This window comes from Ciceribacter lividus (genome assembly GCF_003337715.1).
Classification (GTDB): domain Bacteria; phylum Pseudomonadota; class Alphaproteobacteria; order Rhizobiales; family Rhizobiaceae; genus Allorhizobium; species Allorhizobium lividum.
The window spans coordinates 428,988-452,371 of record NZ_QPIX01000002.1; the positions used below are offsets into that span (position 1 = coordinate 428,988).

At 62.0% G+C, this 23,384-nt stretch carries 23 protein-coding genes; 5 read left to right on the forward strand and 18 right to left on the reverse strand.

What is annotated here, in order from left to right; all coding sequences use genetic code 11:
• Positions 1-7: 7 nt before the first annotated feature.
• Together DFR48_RS06070 and DFR48_RS06075 are read right to left on the reverse strand one after the other, a co-directional pair.
• Positions 8-412, reverse strand: coding sequence for a DUF1924 domain-containing protein (locus tag DFR48_RS06070; RefSeq protein WP_114362278.1), 405 nt, complete (start codon positions 410-412; stop codon positions 8-10).
• Positions 409-1,542, reverse strand: a complete 1,134-nt coding sequence (locus tag DFR48_RS06075; RefSeq protein WP_114362279.1) for a cytochrome b/b6 domain-containing protein — start codon at positions 1,540-1,542, stop codon at positions 409-411. The genes DFR48_RS06070 and DFR48_RS06075 overlap by 4 nt, the downstream gene beginning before the upstream one ends.
• Positions 1,543-1,848: 306 nt before the next feature.
• On the opposite strand from DFR48_RS06075, the gene DFR48_RS06080 reads away from it, so the two are divergent.
• Both DFR48_RS06080 and DFR48_RS06085 read left to right on the forward strand, forming a co-directional pair.
• Positions 1,849-3,258: a DegQ family serine endoprotease gene (locus DFR48_RS06080; protein WP_114362280.1), complete on the forward strand. Its 1,410-nt coding sequence runs from the start codon at positions 1,849-1,851 to the stop codon at positions 3,256-3,258.
• Positions 3,255-4,571, forward strand: a complete 1,317-nt coding sequence (locus DFR48_RS06085) for a replication-associated recombination protein A (RefSeq protein ID WP_114362281.1) — start codon at positions 3,255-3,257, stop codon at positions 4,569-4,571. The genes DFR48_RS06080 and DFR48_RS06085 overlap by 4 nt, the downstream gene beginning before the upstream one ends.
• 6 nt (positions 4,572-4,577) lie before the next feature.
• Here DFR48_RS06085 and DFR48_RS06090 read toward each other — a convergent pair whose 3' ends face one another.
• The 7 genes from DFR48_RS06090 to DFR48_RS21910 form a co-directional block, all read right to left on the reverse strand.
• Positions 4,578-4,892 (reverse strand): DUF1883 domain-containing protein, encoded by a 315-nt coding sequence (locus DFR48_RS06090; protein WP_114362282.1) that lies wholly within the window; start codon positions 4,890-4,892, stop codon positions 4,578-4,580.
• Between the two features lie 148 nt (positions 4,893-5,040).
• Positions 5,041-5,472, reverse strand: coding sequence for a GNAT family N-acetyltransferase (locus DFR48_RS06095; protein ID WP_114362283.1), 432 nt, complete (start codon positions 5,470-5,472; stop codon positions 5,041-5,043).
• 113 nt (positions 5,473-5,585) lie between these two features.
• On the reverse strand, positions 5,586-7,784 hold the full coding sequence (locus tag DFR48_RS06100) for a copper-transporting P-type ATPase (RefSeq protein ID WP_114362284.1): 2,199 nt from the start codon (positions 7,782-7,784) through the stop codon (positions 5,586-5,588).
• A 62-nt stretch (positions 7,785-7,846) separates the two neighbouring features.
• Positions 7,847-9,346, reverse strand: coding sequence for a multicopper oxidase family protein (locus tag DFR48_RS06105; RefSeq protein ID WP_114362285.1), 1,500 nt, complete (start codon positions 9,344-9,346; stop codon positions 7,847-7,849).
• A gap of 97 nt (positions 9,347-9,443) precedes the next feature.
• The gene (locus DFR48_RS06110; RefSeq protein ID WP_114362286.1) at positions 9,444-9,806 is read right to left on the reverse strand and encodes a hypothetical protein; all 363 of its coding nucleotides are present in this window, start codon (positions 9,804-9,806) and stop codon (positions 9,444-9,446) included.
• A 152-nt stretch (positions 9,807-9,958) separates the two neighbouring features.
• Positions 9,959-10,384, reverse strand: a complete 426-nt coding sequence (locus DFR48_RS06115) for an HIT family protein (protein WP_170141806.1) — start codon at positions 10,382-10,384, stop codon at positions 9,959-9,961.
• Positions 10,385-10,582: 198 nt separating this feature from the next.
• Positions 10,583-11,143 carry a Holotricin-3 precursor gene (locus DFR48_RS21910; RefSeq protein ID WP_170141791.1) on the reverse strand — a complete coding sequence of 187 codons (561 nt, stop codon included), beginning with the start codon at positions 11,141-11,143 and terminating at the stop codon, positions 10,583-10,585.
• A 318-nt stretch (positions 11,144-11,461) separates the two neighbouring features.
• On the opposite strand from DFR48_RS21910, the gene DFR48_RS06125 reads away from it, so the two are divergent.
• Positions 11,462-11,818 carry an endonuclease domain-containing protein gene (locus DFR48_RS06125; protein WP_114362289.1) on the forward strand — a complete coding sequence of 119 codons (357 nt, stop codon included), beginning with the start codon at positions 11,462-11,464 and terminating at the stop codon, positions 11,816-11,818.
• A gap of 203 nt (positions 11,819-12,021) precedes the next feature.
• Here the strand turns inward: DFR48_RS06125 and DFR48_RS06130 are convergent, their stop codons facing one another.
• The 7 genes from DFR48_RS06130 to DFR48_RS06160 all read right to left on the reverse strand — a co-directional run bounded on the left by DFR48_RS06130 (position 12,022) and on the right by DFR48_RS06160 (position 20,017).
• On the reverse strand, positions 12,022-12,672 hold the full coding sequence (locus DFR48_RS06130; RefSeq protein ID WP_114362290.1) for a hypothetical protein: 651 nt from the start codon (positions 12,670-12,672) through the stop codon (positions 12,022-12,024).
• A 204-nt stretch (positions 12,673-12,876) separates the two neighbouring features.
• Positions 12,877-14,703, reverse strand: coding sequence for a TniQ family protein (locus DFR48_RS06135; protein WP_170141807.1), 1,827 nt, complete (start codon positions 14,701-14,703; stop codon positions 12,877-12,879).
• Positions 14,700-15,833, reverse strand: a complete 1,134-nt coding sequence (locus DFR48_RS06140) for an AAA family ATPase (protein ID WP_114362292.1) — start codon at positions 15,831-15,833, stop codon at positions 14,700-14,702. The genes DFR48_RS06135 and DFR48_RS06140 overlap by 4 nt, the downstream gene beginning before the upstream one ends.
• 9 nt (positions 15,834-15,842) lie before the next feature.
• Complete coding sequence (locus DFR48_RS06145; protein WP_114362293.1) at positions 15,843-18,167, reverse strand: hypothetical protein; 2,325 nt, start codon at positions 18,165-18,167, stop codon at positions 15,843-15,845.
• Between the two features lie 10 nt (positions 18,168-18,177).
• Positions 18,178-19,023: a hypothetical protein gene (locus tag DFR48_RS06150; RefSeq protein ID WP_114362294.1), complete on the reverse strand. Its 846-nt coding sequence runs from the start codon at positions 19,021-19,023 to the stop codon at positions 18,178-18,180.
• A 179-nt stretch (positions 19,024-19,202) separates the two neighbouring features.
• Positions 19,203-19,661, reverse strand: coding sequence for a hypothetical protein (locus DFR48_RS06155; RefSeq protein WP_147273510.1), 459 nt, complete (start codon positions 19,659-19,661; stop codon positions 19,203-19,205).
• A 32-nt stretch (positions 19,662-19,693) separates the two neighbouring features.
• Entirely contained in the window at positions 19,694-20,017 is a 324-nt protein-coding gene (locus DFR48_RS06160; RefSeq protein ID WP_147273511.1) for a hypothetical protein, read from the reverse strand.
• A 944-nt stretch (positions 20,018-20,961) separates the two neighbouring features.
• Here DFR48_RS06160 and DFR48_RS06165 point away from each other — a divergent pair.
• Positions 20,962-21,636 carry a hypothetical protein gene (locus DFR48_RS06165; RefSeq protein ID WP_114362297.1) on the forward strand — a complete coding sequence of 225 codons (675 nt, stop codon included), beginning with the start codon at positions 20,962-20,964 and terminating at the stop codon, positions 21,634-21,636.
• A 49-nt stretch (positions 21,637-21,685) separates the two neighbouring features.
• On the opposite strand, the gene DFR48_RS06170 is transcribed toward DFR48_RS06165, so the two are convergent.
• Together DFR48_RS06170 and DFR48_RS06175 are read right to left on the reverse strand one after the other, a co-directional pair.
• The gene (locus tag DFR48_RS06170) at positions 21,686-22,138 is read right to left on the reverse strand and encodes a DUF2442 domain-containing protein (protein ID WP_245415532.1); all 453 of its coding nucleotides are present in this window, start codon (positions 22,136-22,138) and stop codon (positions 21,686-21,688) included.
• Complete coding sequence (locus DFR48_RS06175) at positions 22,086-22,334, reverse strand: DUF4160 domain-containing protein (RefSeq protein WP_114362299.1); 249 nt, start codon at positions 22,332-22,334, stop codon at positions 22,086-22,088. The genes DFR48_RS06170 and DFR48_RS06175 overlap by 53 nt, the downstream gene beginning before the upstream one ends.
• A 743-nt stretch (positions 22,335-23,077) precedes the next feature.
• Between DFR48_RS06175 and DFR48_RS22385 the strand changes: the two genes are divergently transcribed.
• Positions 23,078-23,305 carry a transposase gene (locus DFR48_RS22385; protein WP_425359235.1) on the forward strand — a complete coding sequence of 76 codons (228 nt, stop codon included), beginning with the start codon at positions 23,078-23,080 and terminating at the stop codon, positions 23,303-23,305.
• Positions 23,306-23,384: the final 79 nt, after the last annotated feature.

The following is a 23,384-nucleotide window of genomic DNA, read 5'->3' on the forward strand; positions in this document are numbered from 1 at the left end:
TCTCCGGTCAGAGGCTTGAAAGATAGGTGATGATATTACCCTTTTCCTCGGCGGTACATTCGCGCCCGAGGACGGAGGTGCAGTTGCGGCGGAACCATTTCTCCACCTCAGCCGCGTCGGTGAAGCGGCTCGGATTGGCGGAGACCGCCATCGGCTCGATGACCTTACCGACGCGCGACTTGCCGGGCTGGCGAGGATCGGTGGTGTGGCAGGTCGTGCAGGAGGGGGTGTCCGGCTTGCCGCCGGTGTGGTTCGCCTGGAACAGAGCTTTGCCGGCATCGGCCGAGAAGGAGGCGACTCCGGCCGCGCTCGCATAATCCTTCAGGATGGCGTCGCGGGCAGGGTCGGCGTTCGCGGGCGCAGCCGCAAGCAGGCCGAGGCCGCACAGCAGGAGCATCGCTGTCTTCTTCATTTCAAGTCCTCCTTCGGGATGTTGATATTCGCGGGGTAAAAGGCGCCGGCTTCGGCATCGCGGTGGCAGGCGGCACAGTTCGCCTTGCTGCTCACCGGCTTGGCGGCAAAGACGGAGTCCGGGATTTCACCGTGCATGCGCTTCCAGAACGGTGTCGCCGTGAGCTCGTAGGGGGATGCCGGATCGAGTCGACGGAAGGCGTTGGCCGGCTTGGTGTCGGCGGTTTCCGCGGCATTTGCGGTAAGGAACGCCGTGATCGTTGTCGCCGTTTCGGGATAGAGGCTCGCATCCTCGCCGAAGTGGTCGTCGAGGTTGTCCATCAACGCCTGCCAGCTCGCGACCGGCAGCAGGCTCGGATGGTAGGCCATGTGGCAGGCGGTGCATTCCTGCCGGTAGACCGGATCGAGTTGCGCCACGGGCATGCCGGACGGCGGGATGGCCGCGAGCGAAAGCCCGAGCGGCACCGCGGCGCCGAACAGCACGAGTATGGTGACGACGGCCACCAGCGGACGGGCGGCGATCGGTCTTTCCTCATGCGTGCCGGGCTCCAGCCGTTTGCGCCCGGTCACCATTGCCCGGGTCAGGTTCTCGCCCGTGCGCCAGCTCTCGAAGAACGCACCGGCGATGTGCAGTCCGACCAGGCCGAGCAGCGCGAAGGCGAGCAGTTCGTGGATCTCGCGCGCCGAGAACCCGGTCGCAAAGGAGAAGAAGGCGGCGCCAGGCCCCTTCTTGAAGACGCCGCCGAAGATGATCGTACCGGACACGACGAGGCCGGCGATGACGGCAACGAGCGCCAGGATCATCAGGGCGCCGAGCGGATTGTGCCCGAGATGAGGGCGAGCGGTTCCCGATTTCAGCTCACGAACGTGAGAGAATACCGTGCGTGGTGCCGGCAAGAAGGTCGAGAAGCGCGCATAGGTGCTGCCCGCGAAGCCCCAGATGATACGCATGACGAGAAGAGCGGCGAGCGCCGCACCGGCCCAGACATGCACGTCGATCCAGCGCCCGCCGAGAAGGAAGCCGGTGACCGCCGCGACCGCGACGAGCACGAACTGAAGCCAGTGATAGGCGCGCACGGGCAGGTCCCAAACGGCTATGCGGGTCTCTTCCGGCGGTGCTTGATCGGCCATCTTGTCTCCCTCGGAATCGTCAGATCCTCGCTGAAAGCTAGAAGCACTTCCTGACAACTACCTGAACGGTCATCGCCGGAATTGATAAAGCGCAATTCAATCAGCGACTTATCGTGCGAGAGGAGACGGCATTCCCCGCATCGGAGATCTCTTCGGGACGGGGAACATGACCGACTTGTAATGTCGCCTGCCTTGGAAATGCGCGGCGTCCGGCTAAATTGTCGGGATCGGAAGAGGGCGATTTGCCGTTCCCTTCCGGTTCGCTCCGCACTAAAAGCCATTCTGTAAATTTATCGGGAGTCTCCCATGCAAGGCCTGGTCCGCTTCGCTGCCGTTTCGGTGCTTTCGCTCGCGCTGCTGTCGCCGCTTTCCGCTTCCGCCGAGGAGGCGACCAAGGTGCTGCCGCGCTCGCAGGCCGAAATGCAGCTCTCCTTCGCCCCTCTGGTGCGCGAGACTCACGGCGCAGTCGTCAACGTCTACGCGGAGCGGATGGTCCAGCGCCGCGCGTCCCCCTTCGCCGGTGATCCCTTCTTCGAGCAGTTTTTCGGCCAACGCATGCCGAACCGCAGCGAGAAGCAGACCTCGCTGGGCTCGGGCGTCATCGTCGATTCCAAGGGGATCGTCGTCACCAACAACCACGTGATCGGCGGCGCCGACGAGATCAAGATCGCACTGGCCGACGGCCGGGAATTCCCGTGCAAGGTGGTGCTGAAGGACGATCGCCTCGACCTTGCCGTGCTGAAGATCGATGCTCGCGAGCCGCTGCCGGCACTCAAGATCGGCAATTCGGACGCGATCGAGGTGGGCGACCTCGTGCTCGCGATCGGCAACCCCTTCGGTGTCGGCCAGACGGTGACGAGCGGCATCGTCTCGGGGCTTGCCCGCAATCAGGTGACGGAAGGCGATTTCGGCTTCTTCATCCAGACCGATGCGGCGATCAACCCCGGCAATTCCGGCGGCGCGCTGATGAACATGAACGGCGAACTCATCGGCATCAACACGGCGATCTTCTCCAAGGGCGGCGGCTCGAACGGTGTCGGCTTTGCTATCCCCGCCAATCTCGTCAAGGTCTTCCTGGCTGCCGCCGAACGGGGTGACGTCAGTTTCGAGCGTCCCTATATCGGCGCTTCCTTCGACGCCGTGACCTCGGATGTCGCCGAGGCGCTGGGGCTAGACAGGCCCCGCGGTGCGCTGGTCATCCGCGTCGTCGAGGATGGGCCGGCAGCGAAGGCAGGCCTGCGCCCCGGTCAGGTGGTGACTGCCGTCAACGGCGTTCCCGTCGAACATCCCGACGCGCTCGGCTATCGGCTGACGACCGCGGGCCTCGGCACCTCGGTGGCGCTCACCGTCAAGGACAACGGTTCGGAAAAGGAAATCACCCTGCCGCTTGCGGCCGCCCCGGAAACCCGTCCGCGCGACGAACGGGTGATTGGCGGCCACAGCCCGTTCGCCGGGGCAACGGTCGCCAATCTGTCGCCGCGGCTCGCCTACGAACTGCGGATGCCGACGGAGGTCACCGGTGTGGTCATCACCGCTGTGGATGGCGGCTCGATCGCCGCACGGCTCGGCTTCCGGCCGCACGATATCATCGTGGCCGTCAACGGCACGAACGTCACGTCGAGCGCGGACATGGAGACGTTGACGGCCAGCGATCCGGGTATCTGGCGAGTGGAGATCGAGCGCGACGGCGAACGCATCAGGCAATTGTTCCGATGAGCGACGACCTCTTTGCACCGCAGGTTCCCGACGCGGTCGCCTCGAAGCGGCCGCTCGCCGATCGCCTGCGTCCGACCACGCTCGCCGAGGTGACCGGCCAGGAGCATCTGACCGGCGAGGACGGGGTGCTGCGCCGGATGATCGACAGCGGCTCGCTCGGTTCGATGATCTTCTGGGGGCCGCCCGGCACCGGCAAGACCACGGTCGCCCGGCTGCTCTCCGGCGAGGCAGGGCTCGCCTTCGAACAGATCTCGGCGATCTTCTCCGGCGTCGCGGACCTGAAAAAGGTCTTCGATGCGGCGAGAGCGCGCCGGATGAACGGGCGGCAGACGCTGCTCTTCGTCGACGAGATCCATCGCTTCAACCGTGCCCAGCAGGACAGCTTCCTGCCGGTCATAGAAGATGGCACGATCATTCTCGTCGGAGCGACCACAGAGAACCCGTCCTTCGAGCTCAACGCCGCACTTCTGTCGCGTGCCCGGGTGCTGACCTTCAAGCCCCATGACGAGGAAAGCCTCGAGACGCTGCTCGCACGTGCCGAGGCGGTGGAAGGCAAACCCTTGCCGCTCGATGCCGACGCCAGGGCGAGCCTCATCCGCATGGCGGACGGCGACGGCAGGGCGGCGCTGACACTTGCCGAGGAAGTCTGGCGCGCCGCCCGCAAGGACGAGGTGTTCGACACAGAGGGTCTGACGCGGATCGTGCAGCGGCGCGCGCCCGTCTACGACAAGGGTCAGGACGGCCACTACAACCTGATTTCGGCGCTCCACAAGTCGGTGCGCGGCTCCGATCCCGATGCCGCACTCTACTATCTCTGCCGGATGTTCGACGCCGGCGAGGACCCGCTCTATCTCGGCCGGCGGCTGGTGCGCATGGCGGTCGAGGACATCGGTCTCGCCGATCCGCAGGCACTGGTGATCTGCAACGCCGCCAAGGACGCCTATGACTATCTCGGCTCGCCGGAGGGGGAACTGGCGCTCGCCGAGGCCTGCGTCTATCTCGCCACCGCGCCGAAGTCGAACGCCGTCTATATGGCCTACAAGTCGGCGATGCGGGCGGCCAAGGAGAATGGCTCGCTGCTGCCGCCGAAGCACATCCTGAACGCCCCGACCAAGCTCATGAAGGGTGAAGGTTACGGCGAGGGTTACCGTTACGACCATGACGAGCCGGACGCCTTTTCGGGCCAGGACTATTTTCCGGAGAAGATGGGGCGAAAGACCTTCTACGACCCGCCGGAGCGTGGCTTCGAGCGGGAGATCCGCAAGCGTCTCGACTGGTGGTCGAAGCTTCGCCGGGAGCGCGGCGGCGCCTGACCGTCGTTAAGACGCCTTCTGCTGACGCTGCTGCCGGGCCGGCGAGGCGATCATGCGGACGGAGGAATCGGCAAGTCCGTGATGGCCTTCCATGTCGACGATCAGGTGCCAATGCGCGGCTTCCGGAATGGTGAGCCGGATCGGCGACTTCTTGGCGACCCCGCCGACATATTTGAAGTCCAGGGTTTCCTTGAAGCGCTGGAAATTCGTCGCCGTCATCAGCCGCACATTGTTCACCGCGTTCAGCGTCACCTCGATGATCGCGCCGGCCGGTTGCTCGTTGAGGTCGTAGTGGGTGAAGCGGAAGGTCGGGTTCGGCATGCAAGTCTCGCGTCAGTCAGTGCTTTGAAGGCGCACTCTAGGGTCCGTCGGTTAAGGATTGGTGGCTGGCAGGCGGTGGCGCAGGTACAAGGCCTGACAGCGGCCCGGCCCGGAAGGGCAACCCGTTTCCGGTCGAGGTCAGGAATGCTCACGCGAAGCGCTTCTTGAGGAAGAACTGGCCGTGGGCGCCGGCGCCGCCTTCGAGCTCGCCGAAGACGGTATAGCCGAGCTTCTCGTAGAAGGGCCGCGCCTGGAAATCGTAGGTGTCTAGCCAGACTCCCACGAAGCCGCGTCTGCGTGCGATCTCTTCTGCTTCCTCCATCAGGCGGCTGCCGAGACCCAGCCCACGGAGGTTCTCCGGCACCACCAGATACTTGATGAAGGCCCAGCCATAGCTCTCCTCGCCGTAGAGCCCGCCGATCACCGATCCGGTTTCCGGATCGCGCAGCAGCACGGCGAAATCGGCGCCGCGAACGCGGCCGGTCTGCGCCCGGTTGTAGGTGCGCAGAACGTCGAGCACGGCGTCACGGTCTTCGGGCGACGTGTCGCTGATGACGACATCGATGACGGGGTTTTGCATGAGGGAGCTCACTTCAGGGAGGGAACGCGCCGGTGACGGGAATCACCGGCGCGATCATAGCCCGTCGCGCGCTTTCGCAACACCGACGGCGGTGCGCCGATGTTTGCCGGACCTTATGGTCGCGCACTCCGCAGACGTAGCGCATTGGTGATCACGCTGACGGAGGAGAGCGCCATCGCCGCCGCCGCAATGATCGGCGACAGCAGGAGACCGAAGACCGGATAGAGAACGCCCGCCGCGACCGGTACCCCGAGCGCATTGTAGATGAAGGCGAAGAAGAGGTTCTGGCGGATGTTGTGCATGGTCGCGCGGCTCAACTGTCTTGCCCGCACAATGCCTTCGAGATCGCCCCTGAGGAGCGTCACGCCGGCGCTTTCGATGGCGACGTCGGTCCCCGTCCCCATGGCGATGCCGACATCCGCGGCGGCGAGCGCAGGCGCGTCGTTGACCCCGTCGCCGGCCATCGCCACGGCGCGGCCATCCTTGCGCAGCCGCGCGACGATCTCGCTCTTATGTTCGGGCAGCACCTCCGCCTCGACCTCGGTGATCCCGAGCTTTCGGGCGACGGCGTTCGCGGTGGTGCGGTTGTCGCCGGTGAGCATCACCACGCGGACGCCTTCCGCAAGGAGCGCGCCGACGGCCGGCGGCGTCGTCGGCTTGATCGGGTCCGCGATGGCGAAGAGACCGGCCAGACGGCCGTCGACTGCGGTGAAGATCACCGTCGCACCTTCGCCGCGCAGTTCCTCCGCCTTCGTGCCGAGCGCCGAAATGTCGATCTTCTCGTCGGCCATGATCCGGTGACTGCCGATGATCAGGCGGTGCCCGTCGACGGTGCCCGTCACGCCGCGGCCGACGGGGCTGTCGAAGTCCTGCGCGTCCGCGAGCGCTACCTTGCGAACCTCGGCGGCGCTCACCACGGCAGCCGCCAGCGGGTGCTCGCTCGACCGCTCGAGGCTCGCCGCAAGTCGCAGCAGTTCGGTCTCCTCGACGCCGGGAACGGTGGCGATCGCGACGACTTCCGGCCGACCGGCGGTCAGCGTGCCCGTCTTGTCGATGACGAGGGTGTCGATCTTTTCCATGCGCTCCAGCGCCTCGGCATTCTTGATCAGCACGCCCATGCCGGCGCCACGCCCGACGCCGACCATGATCGACATGGGCGTCGCAAGCCCCAGCGCGCAGGGGCATGCGATGATGAGCACGGCAACCGCCGCGACCAGACCGTGGGCGAAACGCGGCTCCGGGCCGACGGTCATCCAGGTGCCGAAGGCAGCAAGTGCCACGAGGATGACGATCGGCACGAACCAGCCCGAAACGTCGTCGGCGAGCCTCTGGATCGGTGCCCGCGAACGCTGCGCCTCGGCCACCATATGGACGATCTGCGAGAGCACCGTGTCGCGTCCGACCCGCCGCGCTTCCATGACGAAGCCGCCGGTGCGGTTGATCGTGCCGCCGATCAGCCTGGCGCCGGGCTCTTTGGTGACCGGCATCGACTCCCCGGTGATCATCGACTCGTCGATCGAACTGCGGCCTTCGAGAAGCTCCCCGTCGACCGGCACCTTCTCGCCCGGGCGGACGCGCAACCTGTCGCCGACCGCGACGATGTCGAGCGGCACATCCTCGTCGGTCCCGTCGCTCCGCAGCCGCCGGGCGGTCTTTGGTGCGAGATCGAGGAGTGCGCGGATCGCGCCGCCCGTCTGCTCGCGCGCCCGCAGTTCGAGCACCTGGCCGAGCAGAACCAGAACGATGATCACCGCAGCCGCCTCGAAATAGACGTCGACGGCGCCGTCGCCGGAACGGAAGGTCGCGGGGAAGACCGACGGGGCGACAGTCGCGACGACGCTGTAGATCCATGCGGCGCCCGTGCCCATGGCGATCAGCGTGAACATGTTGAGGTGCCGGGAGACCAGCGAAACCCAGCCGCGCTCGAAGAAGGGATATCCCGCCCAGAGTACGACCGGCGTCGCCAGCACGAGCTGGATCCAGTCGGCCGTCATAGGCGATATGAGCATGTGCAGGTCGAAGAGGTGCTGTCCCATCTCGAGAAGCACGACCGGCAGCGTCAGAGCGAGTCCGATCCGGAAGCGTCGCTGCATGTCGAGGAGTTCCGGGCTCGGACCCGTCTCCAGCGTCGCCGTTTCCGGCTCCAGGGCCATGCCGCAGATCGGGCAGTTGCCGGGGCCGAGCTGGCGGATCTGCGGATGCATGGGGCAGGTGTAGACCACCCCGCCTTTGCCGGAGACATCCGCTGCCGGGGGGACCGTCCGTTCTTGGCTGTGCTCGTGATGATGACCGTGATGGTGCTCGTCAGCCATTGTTGCCTCCTCGCGTGACAGGTCGGGACACGGGCGAGGCAAAACCTCGCCCGCTCATTCTATCAGGCATTGCCGTAGGCGACGAACGCCATCATGCCCGAGGCCATGTGGTAGAGATGGTGGCAGTGGAAGGGCCAGCGTCCGGCGTTGTTGGCGTCGAACTCAAGCGCGACCTCGGCCATCGGCGGCAGCAGTACTGTGTCGCGGACCGCACCGGCGATCGCGACGCCGTTGACGGCGGTCACTTGGAAATGATGCCCGTGCAGGTGCATCGGATGCGCCATCATCGACATGTTCTGGACGACGAAACGGATTCGCTCGCCGGTGCCGACGGCAAGCGCCTCGGCGCCCGCGATCGACCAGGTGTAGCTCGCCATGTCGCCGCCGAGCACCATCCGGTAGCTGCGGGCGGGCGGGCGCTTGTCGAGCGGTGTTACCGCCCTCAGTCGCTGTTCGAGCCCCAGATCGAGTGCGGGGCCGGTCTCCTCGCCGTCACCGGCCAGCTTTCCGATCGCGGCTCCGGCACTCGCGAGCACGAGGCCCGTCCGCTTCGTCGAGCCTTCGCGCAGGGCCAGGATGGGGAAGGCGCCGCCCTCCTTGGGAAGCTCGACCACGATGTCGAGCCGCTGGCCCATGGAGGCCGGGAAGCGCGTGCCGGCGATCGGCTGCACCGGCTGGCCGTCGACCGCGACGAGGCGGCCGAGCACCTCACCGGTGTCGATGGTGAAGGCGGTCGAGGTCGCGCCGTTGATGATCCTCAGCCGCACCCGCCCGCCTTTCTCGACCTGCACGACTTGCGGGTCGTCGAGTGTCCGGTCATTGGCGAGATAGGCGTCGTACTCGATGTCGTTGAGGTCCATGCCGGCCATGCCGCCCATTCCGGGCATGGCCATGCCCTGCTGCCCACCCATGGAGCCGCCACCCATGGAGCCGCCCATGTCATGGCCCATATGGCCCATGCCGGACATGCCCCCCATCGACATCCCGCCCATCTGGGCGGCGCCGTGGCCCTTGCCGCCCTTCAGCTCGTCGAAGAGCTCTTCGGGCGACCGGAACGAAAAGTCATGGAGAAGGATGACCACCTCCTGCTCGTCGCTTGCCGCTTCCTCCGGCCGCCGGACGATCAGCGGAGCGGCGAGCAGGTTCTGCTCCTGCAGGGTGTGGGCGTGCATCCAGTGCGTTCCGCCGCTGCCGGCGGGGAAGGTGTAGCGGCGGGTTTCTGCAGGCGTCATGAGCGCGGCCGGATTGTCCGGAACGCCGTCCATGGTCCAGGGCGGGGTGAGCCCATGCCAATGGATGAGCGTCGGCTCGGCGGTCTCGTTGGCGAGCAGCACGTCGAAATCGGTGCCTGCGTCGAAGGTCAGGCCGGGCGTGCCGTCCGGCTGGGCGAGCCCGAAGACCTTGGCCGGCTTGCCGTTGACCTCGAGGACACGGCTGGTAACGGCAAGGCGCTTCGCCGGTGTGTCGGCCGCGGCCCGTGCATTGGTTGAAAGAATGGAAGGGGCGAACCCGGCCGCGGCGGTGCCGAGGGCGAGAGTCTTCAAGAATTTGCGACGATACACGATCTTTTCTCCTGATCGGTGTGTCGGCTTCGGCCGACAGCAGTTTCATCCATGCATGTGGGGACATGCCGCCGCTTGAGTGCGGCTGACGGATCGATCAGGCGAGGGGACGTGGTGGTTCGAAGTCCGGCGGCGGCTCGTTGCCCGACAGGCCGGACTGGCGCTCGGGATAGACGAGGTGGAGGAAGGCGACCGCATGGGGAGCGGCCCCGGCAGGACCGGCCGCCGAAACGCAGAGTGGGCAGGCCGTCGTGCAGCAGGGAACGGCCGCCGCCTTCGTGGCGGTGCTGTCGCCGGATTTTGTATGGTGGTGCTGATGGGCGCCGTCGGCCGCGACGGTCATGACACTGCCGCAGTTCGTCTGGTGGGCGCTGGCGCCGGGCGCACCGGCGAAGGCGAGCGCGGCCACGACGACCAGCACCAGCCAAGCCATTCTCCCGAGATCGCGCAATTGCCGCATCAGGTCAAAGTCTCCGTGAAGGACGATGCATCGGAATTGAATGCGCCGTCTCCGTCACTTCCTCTGATTTAGGACGCTTTTGCGGCATTCTCAAGGGCGCCGCTCGCCGCGACGTTTCCGATCTGTTGATCGGGCGCCGTTTTGGCAGCGCGTCAGCCCGCCGCAAACAGCGCCCGCAAATGCGCGGCGATCGCATAAGCCTCATCCAGCGGCACCGGTGGCGGCGGCTTGGGCGAGGGGTTCTGGTGATAGCGGGTGTCGGTGATGGTGTAGTGCTTCCACCGGCGCGGCGTGTCGTAACGCGGGATCGCGTGCACGTGGAGCTGCGGCCACTCGTTGCCGAGCTGGGTATAGTTGAAGCGCGCCGGCTGGAAGGCAGCTCCGACCACCCGCTCGTAGCGCTGCAAAACCAGTCGAAGATCCCGGTATTCGTCGTCGGTGCAGGTCGCGAGCGAGGTATCCGAGACGCGCTTTGCGATGACGAGGCAGCGCCCGAGATAGCTCTGGTTGAAATGAAGGCGTGTGAGCCAGTGCTCGCTCTCGCAGACGTCCATGCGGGAGAAATCGACGTCTTTCATGCGGATGTCGAAGGAAGGAGGCATTGGTGGACCCTGCCGAGGAACGGATGCCCGATGGTCTCTCGATTCGAGCGAAGGTTGCAAGCAGCGGTTTGCAGTGTCGCCGTTCGCTCATGTCTGCAGGGCTTGCGGGCTTCGCCGGCCGAACGGCCGCCCTCTCCGGCAAAGGCGGGGAGGGCAGGCTCCGGACAAGGGCGATCAGCGCGAATCGAGGATCGCGTTCAGCTTGTCGATCTGGACCGAGGTGAGCGTCAGGCCGAAGCCTGCTTCCAGCTCGTCGACCGCAGCGTCGATCGCGGCGGTCTGGGCGGCCGGATCGGCAAGTTCGAGGGCTGCGGCGCGGGCTTCCTGGTACGTGGCGACCTTGCCGACGGCCGAATTCGGCGAGGCGAACATGCGCGCGACCGGTGAGGCGTGGGCGGCGTTGAGGGGGCCGAGTTCGTCCGCGCCGACCGTTTCGGTATCCGTTTTCTTCGCCTTCGCCGGCTTGGTGCCGAGCTTGCCATAGGCGTTGCCGTTCCGCGACTTTTCGGAGGCATGACCGTTGCCATGGCCGCCGCCGTTCTCGCTGCTGTGGCCACCACCGTTGCCACCACCGTTGCCGCCGCCGTGGCCGCCGCCGTTACCTCCGCCATGACCGCCGCCGTTTCCGTTACCGGCAAGCGCCTGGTCGACGAGGCCGAAGCCGCCCGCGGACGGCATCGTAAACGCGACGGCGAGGGCGGCCGCGCAGACCGCAATGCGCGCAATATGTTTCATCGGAACCTCCATTGTCGTCTTTCTCACCTTCTTCGTTGCAGTGCCAGGATGTCTGCCCTTCTTGCGGGGGCCTTGCAAACCTCGGCAGCGACGCTCCTCATGGATCGAAAGGAAGGATACGAATATTAATATGACATGAAGAATTTGGCTGCAAAGCAACGGGTTCTCCGGCCAAAACGCTTGCAGTCGACGCTCTCCCCAAAAATTAGGGTAGCGGGCGAGGGTTGGTTCGTGCGGTCAGAAAACCTGTCTGGCATGCCAAGCCATTCTTGCCACGACTCCTCCGTGCTATCCTGTCGAGCGACAGAGGGAGACCGAATGCGCCATCGCTCGCCGGAGCTTCACCGCAAGCGGGCCCGCGACATGCGGGCGGATGCCACACGGCCGGAAGACATCCTGTGGCAGATGCTGAAGGACCGGCGCCTTGAGGGCTTCAAGTTCCGCCGCCAGGTGCCGCTCAAGGGCTATATTCTTGATTTCGTCTGTTTCGAGGCGAGGCTGATCGTGGAGGTCGACGGGTGGCAGCATGCCGAGAGTACCGGCGATGCGGTTCGGGACCGAGTTTTCCGGAATGACGGCTTTCGCATTCTGCGTTTCTGGAACGAGGAGGTGACGGACGGTCCCGACAGCGTGTGCCGCGCCATCCTTGGCGCGTTGAGGAATACCGGGGAGTGAGCGGATGGTGGTTTCCTCGCCCCTTGTGGGAGAGGAAGCAATTTCAGCATCTTAGCGTGAGCTAAGTGCTAGAAATTGCAGGTGAGGGGGGCTTTGCCTTGTGCCCGCCTACCTACCCCCTCACCAACAAAATCTGCGACTTAGCTGACGCTAAGACCGCGATTTTGTAACCTCTCCCACAAGGGGAGAGGAGGGGTGGCGTCTTAAGGCGCAATCCCGTCCCAAGATTTCGAAAAGCGCGCAAGTTCCTTTGCGAGGGCGTCCTCAAGCGAGGTGTTGAAAAGGCTGCGATAGGCGCTGCCGCAAGCGTCTGTGACGTGCCAAACAAGCGATGCCAAATCCATTATGCTTCGACGGTAGATGGTCTCGTTAAAGTGCGGTCCGACGTAGAAGCGCTGTCCGTCATGATGAGCCATGATTGATGCGGATGAGGGGTGCGTTCCATATTCGGAAAATAGGTCAAAATACTGATCCAGATACTCGAATTTCCCTTGTTCTGAGATCGCTTTCCTAAGTTTGCTGCGCCCATATCTATTGTGTCTATTCGTTCCTTCCGATCGCCGCCAATCTGGAAGTCTTTCTGGAAATTCCGCGAAATATAGAGCAAGCATGCCGATCTCTGCGATATCTCGCAGCAAGCTTGCAGCCTGTACGAAATAGCCGCAATTCAGTAATTTTTTGGCTGCCCTCATATCGTTTGTGGCGCGAAAGGCCAGAACGCTGACGGCCAGATATGTTGCGTGATCCTCTGGGTCTGATCTGCCGATATCTTGCAGCAGCACAGCTTTCTCGATCAAATCTAAACTTGCATCCATGACTTCGAATTGAGCCGAAAGAGAAAAGGCGAGCCGCATATGGCTCGCCTCCACTTCGTTTTCGATAAGTGAGAAAACCAACGAAGTACTGGCCAACCCCGATGTAACTCATTGATTTTTTGTGTCCGATGGGAGATTTCCCATCGAGAACTGGCCAACTTGGATGCAAGAACTGGCCAAATCGCTCGGCCAACAAAAAAAGCCGGGCAGCGGCCCGGCTTTTCGCAGAGAGATCAGCTTCAATTAGTCAGCAATCTCAGCTTCCGACCTCCGATAAAATGGCATCCCCCCGGCGACAAAGATCGGCATCACGCCGCGATCGTGGAGTTCTTTCTTTACTGTCCAAGTCCTCCGTTCCGCTTGCGTGGCGAGGCTCCCAAGCGAAACAAATTCTCGCATGAATGCCGCCAGGTCTTTGGGGGCGACATAGTCCTGGAGGTTACGCGTCACCGGATTTCGCAACCTGACGGTCGGAATCCTTTTCTCGGCGAGCAGCACTCTTGTGATCTTGCTCGATGACGGCATTAACTTGACCAAGTGATGGATCGGGATGCCGTCGTGGCTCGCGCCCGCTGTGAGGTCGCGTACCTCATCGACATCCACCCGTGTGGCACCGAGACCATACTCGCAGGACGCGACTGCTACCCGTGAGAGCTTACCACCGAACAGGAGCTCGACTACTTCGCCGAACGAGCAGATCGCTCGCTTCCTGGTCTGCTGCAGATCGACAAGGCTGCCGTCATCTTTGCACGTTACGGCCCCCTTCAATTTCCGCAAGAACTCCTCAATCTCGGAGGGTGAAAATCGGTTGATGAAGGAGAAGACTCCCGTTTCGTCTTCCACATCGGCCTTGATGTATCCGAGCTTCACGAGTTGCTCGAACTGTGTTCCTTTCGCGTTTAGGGCTGCCTTCGCTTCCGTTGCGTTCAGGCCTTTCTTGGCTTCGGCGACGAACCTCTCCATGGTGTCGGCCGCGACGAGAATCTTCTCGAACGTGAATTTGGAGGCTTCCACGGTGATCAGCCCGGCAGCCGCCAGGAGCTTGGCGAGGCGTGCTGGATGAATGCCGTATTCACGGGATGCAGAATGCACTGAGTGAATCCGGCGTTCGGTGACGGGGCCGAAGAACTCTTCACCTGGACCGAGCGGGAGGGTGTTGATCACGACCTCCCGCATGATGTGACGGATCGGATCATATGCACTGTCGTCGGTCTCATACGCGACCTTCTCGTATAGTCGTCCGAAGAGGAAGCGCCCTCCGAGATCGCTGTTCTTGCGATAGAAGCCTTCCGTTTTGCCAACGAGCCAGTCCCGGAACTCGTCCGCGCCCCCGGAAAGAATGTTGAATCCGGTGTGTGCGGCGGCCGACAACTCCTGATCGCTCAGAGTCTTCGGTTTGAAGCGGACCCCGTGGCGCTCCGCGGCGCCGACTATTTCGCAGAGCCGGACGGCGGTATACAAGGGCATGGTGTCGAGCCAAGGTGAGGCCGTGGGCATTCCCCTGAGCCGTGCCTGAACGTAGCTCTGCAGGCTGTCGGTATCCATGGGTTCCGCCTGCGACAAGAATTCCTCGACATTGGCTGCTGCAATCGCGAGATTCACGGCGAAGTCATGCATGTACTGGCGTGCATCCTCCCCAATCGGTGTGATCAGTTTGGTCCCATGGGTCTCGCAGGTTCTGATGGGACTCACGAGCCACTCTGTACGGCCGTAAGCTCTGAAGCCCTTCCGGCCTTCGAGGTTGCGCTCGTCGTCTCGGATGCACAGGGGGCAGAGCCGGAGGCGGTACCGCTCCATGAGGGCACGCGTCAGCTTCTGGCCGGAGAAGGTACTCGTCCGGTTCTCGGTCACGATCACGCCAGGAGACAGTTTCGATTCCGGCACGTCCAGAACCGAAGCGAACTGCTTGACGTCCGTATAGTTGCCGACAACCAGTCCCTGAAAACGGAAACCCAGGTCGTTCGCGAAGGATCGTGAATGGCGATATCCGCACGCGACAGCTAGCCGGGAGCAGTAGCTGGCGATGGTTTCGCCAGCATTGAAGGGAAGAAGTTCCGCAAGTCGGGTCATTGAGGGCGTACTCCATATTTCGTTGCGTTCTTGCCCTTCGATTTGAGGCGGGCTTCCTCCCAGGCTCGGTCGTCGTCGCGCAGCAGGGCCACTGCGGGTTCGAGTTCCTCCCAGTTGGTGGCTGTGAAGACGTTCTTGCTCGGCCTGCATCCCGAAAACGAGGTGTAGGTCTTGATGAAGTCATCGAGCGTCACGTGCCCACGATCGTCGAGGATGGCCAACTCGACCGCGCCCCGGATCATCTGGACGACGGAGCCGAATTCGCCGTCGCATGCATGCGCCATCCTCCGGAGGAAGATCTCTTTGAGCTTTTGAGGATCAGGTTCCTCGTCTCCCGACGCATAGCTGTCGAGGTCGAGGCGGAGCTCCATTCCGGCATGCTCCACGACGACCGTTTCCAGGATGCTGTCGATGAGATCCACGCTTCCGTCCACGTTGAGCGTGTCGAACGGAATGACAGTCCTGCGGTTGTAGAGCTGTTTACGGGCAAGGAAGCTCGCGAGCGGAGGTACACCCGCAAGGATGAGCCGGACGGGCCAGTCGGGCATCTGGGTGAGTGCCTTGAATGCGTCCCCGATGACCGTCGCCTGCCGGACATTGGCAGTCTCGATCGCGTTTTGCGCCTCGTCGATGACGACCCACATGACCTTGTGCACCTTGAGAAGGCGGCGGAACAGAAGCCAGGCCTCATTTTCGCGGATGCGTTCCGGTGGCGTGTGACCGAGAGCCTCGAGTCCGGCGATGGCGAGGAGGCGCGGCGTGCAGGGCGAACCTGCCTCCATGAAGATGACCGGATGGATGGTCACGCCATCCTCGTCGACATATGAGGCCATCGCCTTGAGGCTGCGGACATGTTTCACGATCGCCGTTGTCTTCCCCGCTCCCGATCGACCGCACACGGCAACGATGCGCCGCTTGTCGGGCTTTCCGGTGATCGGCGTTGTCACGCTCGCTACCAAGCCCATCAGTGCTTCCCTGAGGAGTTCGTCGCGATCGAGGGGGATGTATTTGTTGTATAGCTGAGAGATGCGGTCGGCGACCCCAAGGCGATCATCGCCGACGAGGCTGCGAACGCGGTCGATGGCAGCCTGGCTGCGGCGTGCTTCATGGTCTTTTTCGAAATCGGTCATTTCGTGCTCCTATTCGTCGTCGAAGATGTCGTTGCTGATGCGGCGGACGACCGAGGTTTCCTTCGTGCCGTACGGTGTGGCGGGGGTGCTGGGCTTGGTGGGCAGGGCGGCGGAACCGAGAACAGGTCGGCCGCCCGTCTCAGCTTCCTGGCGGATTTCCTTCACGCTCCTCGTCTTGGCGTAGACGATCGGTTCGATCCTGAGCGCGGCGAACAGCTCGTCGGACGGATGCCATTCACCTGTGGGGCGGGGTTCGCCCTTGACCGGACGGTCGACGACATCGAAGACGTGGTCCATCTTCTTCTCGAAGCGGAGATAGTCCTCGTCAGTCAGAACCGGGCTGACGAGACCTGCTTCAAGCCGGGCCATGTCCGCCTGCTGCTTGAGCCACGCAAACGTGCCGAGCATGGTCTGCCGGGAGGCCTTCGCGTTCTCGGTGTTGAAGAGCTTGAGGCGCTCGGACGCCGCCAGCCACTGCCAGATGCTGACCCCTTCCAGCTCGCGATGGACGCAGGGAACCTCGATCCAGCCTTCCTGCGTCAGGATCGAAATCGCACCCAGGTCGTGATTGTTCACGCGGCCGACGAGTGGGATCTTGGAGTTCTTCCGCCTAATCTGCTGGAGCTCCTTGCTCTGGTAGTAGAGCCCCGCTACCCGATAGCCCTTCTTCGAGGCCTTGCGCGTCACGTAGGTGCCGAACAGGTGGGTGCGCAGAGCTCCGGTCGGACCCGGCTGGACACCATGGTCACGCGCGAGTTCGAACCACGTGTCGAGGGGAGTGGCGCCGTTTAGCTCGGAATGCGGCGCATTGTGATAGCCGTCGACGCACCAGCGGACCATGCACTCCGCAACCTGGTCCGCGATCATGTTCGCATGCGCCTCGGCGTCATAGTCGCCTTTCTCGGCGATCGATCCCCATGTGCGGCCGTCGAAGTAGTTGAACATCTGGTGGCTGAAGGTCTGGAACCAGCGTTCGATGAAACCGCGCCACGAGGCATCGCCGGCTCGTGGCAGGAAGATCTCGATCCCGGCATCATTGAGCACGACCCGATACGGTCGGTGAGCGAAGTAGACCGCGCTATCCACTGCCACGAATTCGTGTGTACCGCCCTGCGGCCACGGCGACTGGCATCCGAGGCGTTGCGCGATTTCCGTCTTGTTGCGGGTGGACATTTCCAGCGCAGTCATTGCCGATTTCAACGACGGGGGTTCGGCACTGACGTGTAGGGCGACGATGCTCCGGCTCGCCACGCAGATCATCGCCGTGATCGCGAGACGGATCCGCTTGATCTTCTTGCGCTCTGCCTTCGACAACTTCTTCCAGATTCCGATCTTTACGAGAAGGGTCTGAAGGTCGGTCTCATGGTCGTCGCATTCGATCCGCTCGAGCGGGCGGATTACATCGATTCCGCCAGATTCCGGCTGCCATTCACGACGGGCGGCTTCCTTCCCGTCGCGACCGAGATCGCGCCACATTTCCGGCTGAGCGTTGAAGCGGTTGCGGAGCGTCTCCGGGCACGGGATCCGGAGCTGGTCGTCCGGCCCCCGGTGCTTGTTTTCAGCCTCCATCTTCCGTTCCATCTCACGATGGATCGCCGCAAGATCCGGCTTCGTGGTCGAGCAGGCCTCGTGGATTGCCGCGCTGAGATGCACGAACTCGTCCGCCGTGAAATATTCGGGGCGATCGCGCCGGTAGTCGTTCTTGAGGCAGATGGGGTCGAAGTCGTTCAGCTCCATCTCGAAGATCCAGCCCTTCACGGTCGAAGGCTTGGGCTCGAAGAGCGCGATGTTGGCCTTCGTGCGATACGTCAGGGCCTTGGAACCCGTTACATGGCTCTGAATTTCACGCCACTCGCGGGCGATCACCGGAATGATGCGAAGAAGCGGTTCCCGCGACTTGCTGACCACTGGAGGCTTGGGCAGGCCGTGGATACGGGCGAGCCGCCGCTGCTCCCTGTAGTCCGCCTGCATTTCGAGAAACTTCCGAACAAAGAACTCCTTACGCAAGACATCGTCCTGGTCGGCAGGGGACAGGGTCGACAGGCTGCTGGAGCCGGAGAGACGCGCTTTGACCTTGCTCTTGCCGTAGTATCCGAACTCCACCGTCATTGGATTGCCAGCGCGGTTCAGGCGTTCATTGAGGTCCGGCTGCGTGAAGCTTACGGTAGCGTTGGTCTCGTCCATGCGGCGGAGGACGGCTCCACTCCGGTCGCAGTAGAGGACGCAGTATTCGATGCCGAGATCCTTCACCCGAGCGTTCTCGGGAAGCCGGATGTAGGGAAGCGATACGGGATCGTGCTGGAGTGCGAGGATCTGTCTGAGGTTGGGCTGCATGTTGTTCCTCTCAATTCATGTGGTTGAAGCGGACGAAAGGGGCGTCGATGAGCTTGAGGTCCGGGCGGACCGGCATGAGGATCTCGTCGTGGATCAGGCACCAGACCGCGTTGCGGCCGTAGGCTGGAATCTCCCACCCCGCGAGGAGATCTCGGATGTGGACGGTGCCGTGGAAGCGCGATGCGTATTCGCGAAGGCGGTCGTTGTCGGCCGCAACGGAATGCTTGAGCGCACGCAGGATGCTCATTGCATTCCAGCAGCGCGCGTCGGTGGCTTCCCGCTCGGTGATGATGGTGGCTCCGTCGGCGAAGCCGTGGGGCAGGTTCCGGTCCACGGTGCCGATGGTGTATTCCAGACCGTCCTTCTCCAGGAGGTAGGTCGGGCGCACTCCCACGACGATCACCGTTCCGTTTGCCAACGTTGCGCGGTAGTCGAATGTGTGGTGGGACGTGCCGTCCTCCTGCTGAACCGGAACTGTGGATGGTTGGTCTTCGACGAGCACGATGTGCTTGGAGGCGCACATCATGTATGCGAGGTTCCGCTCGTAGGTGCTCGAGTACGTGATTGCCTTGCGCGTCTTGCCGTTGACCATGGTGCCGCGGCTGTGGCCCTTGGTACGGGCAGGATACCACCTGGAAGGGGTGGCCTCTTCGGTCGGCCGCCATACCCAGGGAATGCTGGTTAGGCCGGAATAATCCTCTTCGTCGTGCGGATCGGATTCGAACGGCACGTAACGGCCGGAGAGGGGTTCGCTTGCTTTCAGGAAGACGGTTTCGGTGGGCAGGGGAAGGAGGGTACGGTCGAAGCCGGATTCCAGTTCCTTCATGTATCGGATGACTTGGCGAATGCGTGTCATTTCGAATTCCTTTGGGACGCAACTCTCCGTTCCCGGCGGGCAGTTGCCCGCTGGGCTGGAGGGTCTGTTGTTGGGATGGGCATGGCTCCGCCGCTCCGTGCGATGTGCCGCGCGGCGGGCCAGATTTGCGATGTGTGGAAATGTGCTGCTGCCTTGGTCAGGCGGCCTGGTGCGAAGGATCAGTTTATCTGTGAGCCGTACTGATCCTGAAGTGCGGCGAGCTTCATTGAAACCTCCGGCTCTCTCAGGCCCTCGGCCCACAGCCTCTTGCGCATGATCCCAACGGGGCCTTTTTCCGTCATCAGGGGCTCTCGAAGCAGGATTTTCGAGATATCAACGTCGTCACGGAACGACTGCGCCAACTTTGAGAAAACCTCGCGCGATGGGATCGGCAAGCTGATGCCCAATTGTTGCAAGGCTGGACCGGCCTCCTGGTCGATCAGGTAAATCAGAGAGCCGTGGGCCAGTTCATCATCGATTTGCGGGAACTGGGCCTGCTGGATGATGATGTTCAGCGTGACCGCAAAGGTCACGGCAAGCATCGGCTCGTCTTCCAGTATACCCTCGGCCCACCGAAGAACTGAGGGATGGAAGTCGGCCAAGGTCGTGTAATAAGCAGTCATTTTTTCGTGAAACATGGTGGTGTCCTTGTCGCTGGGTGCATTGGAGATCACGGAGTCCAACCGACAGTCTTCGTGCAAAGAAGGCCGAGAAATGTTTCGTATGAGGGAAATCGCAGCGGCGGAGCATCAAGCTGCTCGAGCTGCTCGCTCATGTCGGTCCGCAGGGAAGCCATGAATTCCCACGCCTCGCGTTGGCGAGAGGGAAAATCCATTGCGATGCCGAGTGCTTCCTGGATGGCCGCTTGCTCGAGTTCGTCGTATTGGAACTCCCGGCGGAAATCGGCGGTTCTCGATCCCTCGGTGAGGATATCGAGGGCGTTTTGCATGAGATCGCAGGTTCTACGATTGTCCATTTCAATCTCCCTATTCATGAAATGTTTGTATGTTCGGCCGGATTGGACTACAGAATCGAGCACGGTAGCCGCGGTGGCGGTTGAGCCGGTCCTCGACGGAAGACGAGGTGCCCCGGAGGACGTATTGGTGCCGCAAACAGCGGACACGGTTCTTCGATGGCAGGCTTCATTGTCTGAACCTTCCAGGTTGTCTTGATGCAGGACGCACGATGCCATTCCGACGATGGATACTCGTCGGGATCATGGTCCCGGATGTTTGGGAAGGGGGATCGCTTGCCAGGCGGTCGCTTGGCTTACGCCCTAGGCATGGCCTGGGTCAGGTGCTAGCAGCATATATTACGCATGTGTGGTTCCTTTCGATCATCAGCACAAACTGAGCTTCCGGGGCATGGAGCCTCGGGTCGGAACAAGTACATACTCGGATTTTTTTCGTCCGTATGGAGGGAAAATGAAGGTCGGTTCACTTTTTTTGATGACCCGGATCCTTCAGCCGGTCCAGGCGCCCGCGCAATGGCGCGGACCGTCCGCTAGACGACGATCCTCGACCGAAGGGCTATTCGCCCGGCTATGGCTGCGAAATGGTAGGTCATTGCGCTACTCGTCAGCTTCGATGAAGAATATTCAGGACGAAAAATCGTCCGACGTCAACGGTACTTGCTATAGAAAATTTTAGATCGACGTTGGCTGTGGTCAGTAATATTCATGATCTCTTTCGTCTTTCACGCAGTGTCAACTTTATATGCGAATCCTTTGACAGGAATATTGTTGATGATCTTCATATACTTGTCGGATTGATACTCCCTCAGCGATTGCAGCGAAGACAGCTTGATGACTCCGGTTGGACCTCTCTTTCGGACACGGCTCCACCGAAGCGAGTCGGGACACTGTCGGCATCCGTTGTCGGTTGCACCGCCGCCCCGCAGCTTTCCCGTGAGCAAGACGGCTCACAAGGGAGGATGATGATGCGGGAAAATGTGAAGGGCGTGGTGGCGAAGATCGAGCAGGCGCTTGGTCCGGCATACAGGAGCCTCGGGTTGACCATGGTGACCGAGGAAGATGCAGGAGAACTGGCAGTTCGTTTCCAGGCCGGCCCCAGGGTCTTCTCGCCTATGTCACTCTGGTTCGGCGTGGACGTAGACCGCGATGTCACTCTTCAGGACGCGACGGTTGCCGTAAATTGCTACGATCTTATCGAGGTTGGCGACAACGGGTGGATCCACTGGTGGTACCTGCAGGATACCAGCCATCGTGTAGAAGGCACCGACGAGGAGATACTCGCGGGAATGAAAGAGGAGATGATGACGTATACCGTCATCGACGTCGACTATTCCCGGCCCAAGATCATCCAATCCACCGCTTTCGCGCTTGCGTGGGAAGAGGCGGTTCGTGGTACCACTCAAGTCAACGACGTCGAGGAAGTGATCGTCGAACGCGACAGCGTCCGGGAGACGGAGAGCTTCGTTTTCGAGGATGTGCTGGGTCGCGAGTTTCGCATCTCCTATCCCTTCGATGAAGATCTTCCGGCGTTCATCGTGATCGATGGCAGGAAGGTGCAGGAGATCGACCAGCACGAAAATGAGGAGATGGAGCGGGCGCTGGACGAACTCTCGGAATTAGGTAGCAACTGCCACCAATGAAATTACCCTGCCTGCTAGGCCCGCCTGAAAAGGCGGGCTCGAGGAGCGACTACGCGGCGGCATTCTTCCTGGGGCGACCACCCTTGAGGCCATTGAGTCTCGATGAAGTGGCTTTCGCGCCGGACTTTGCCTTCCCGCCAGTAGCCCCCAATTGCGCCGCCATCCACTTTCTGGATCCCAAAATTCCGTCCATCAGAGCTGGAACATAGAGATCGGCATCGATATCCGGCCAGTGAAGCCCAAGGCCCTTGGCCTCGACAACGACGTTGTTCAATTGCGAAGCGTTAGCGCCTTGCAGCCCTTGCAGTTTCTCGACGGGAAAACCGAGGAAAGAGCCGTTGTTAAGCACCACAACGATGGCATCATGCTCAGCGTCGTAGCGGGCCGACGTGGCGTATGGCCCCATCTGCGACTTCATTCCGCTCACGTTGGCCATGTCGAACTCAAGATCAGAAATCTCCATGGATTCGGCTCCATGCTTCGCAGATACCTTTTCGCGCATCGTTCAAACTCCTTGCGATCCTACCGAGTTCTGGTTTTCCGAACCCTCTGTTCTCTCTCAGCTCTGGCGGCCCATCAGGGCAGTTCATAATGAAAACCGCAGAGCAGCCGTTGCCAATGACGTGTACATGAGCAGGCCGATGATCGTTGGGATAAATGACCGCTCGCAGCCCTGCGAAATTCAACACCGTTGGCATCTATGTTCACCTTATATCAAAACCTAAGCGCTTAGGAAAGCGGTTTCTTTCGATCGCTGACGAATTGAAGTCATAACCTGCCGCGCTTAATCAGCGGTTGAATTGTCCGCATTGATTTCGATCGACTCCTGCCGATCGCCCTGGTATGGTCCGCGGCATGTTCAGGTTCATAGACATACGACAACGCTGATTTTCCGTTCGCCATCTCCGGCGATGTCCTGTCGTATTGCGTATCCCCAAGGGACTGAACATGCCCACCAACTTCCCGTCCGTCATTCCGCCGCAGAACTCCATCTCCTCTGAATTGGAGGCCCTTCGGAGGGTAGAAATATTGGGGCAACCAGCACTTCCTACTGTCACCCTATTGCCGCACCTTCACGCTTAGAAACCTCCGTGCATTCGACGAGGAGCGGTCCTACAAGGCCTTCTGCTTCATCCGCTGGCCGGATACGGAAGGGAAACCGACCTGCGTCCGCTGCTCACACTCGAACTGCTGGGAGATCCGGCGCCGTCGCTTCAAACGCCAGGCGTGCCGCCGCGAGTTCTCGGTCACCACCGGGACTGTCTTTGCCTTCCGCAAAATGAGCTTCCAGGACATCCTGGCGGGCCTTTGGTTCTCGGTAAATTCGGTCAAGGGCAAGAGCGCCCTCCAGCTCTCGCGCGAGCTCGGCTGTCAGTATAAGACCGCATGGGTGTTGCTCATGAAGATGCGCGAGGCGATCTCGACCAGGCGCTTCCGAATGATGCTCGAAGGCGAGATTCACATCGACGGCAAATACGCTGGCGGCCACATCAAGCCGGAGAACCGCAAGGAGGATCGCGTCGATCGACGTCGAGCCGAGAACCAGAACTTCAAACGCCTGACAATCCTGACGCTCATGGAGAAGACACCGTTCGGCCGCGGCCGCGAGCAAACCCTGACGCGCGTCGTCCGGAGCGAGGATTCCAACGAAGCTGTCAATGCCGCGTGAATTTTCCCCAGAAGTGCCGCAGTAAAATTCCCCAGTTATGCCGACGTCGACGACATGGCGAATTGAGGATTTTTCGGCG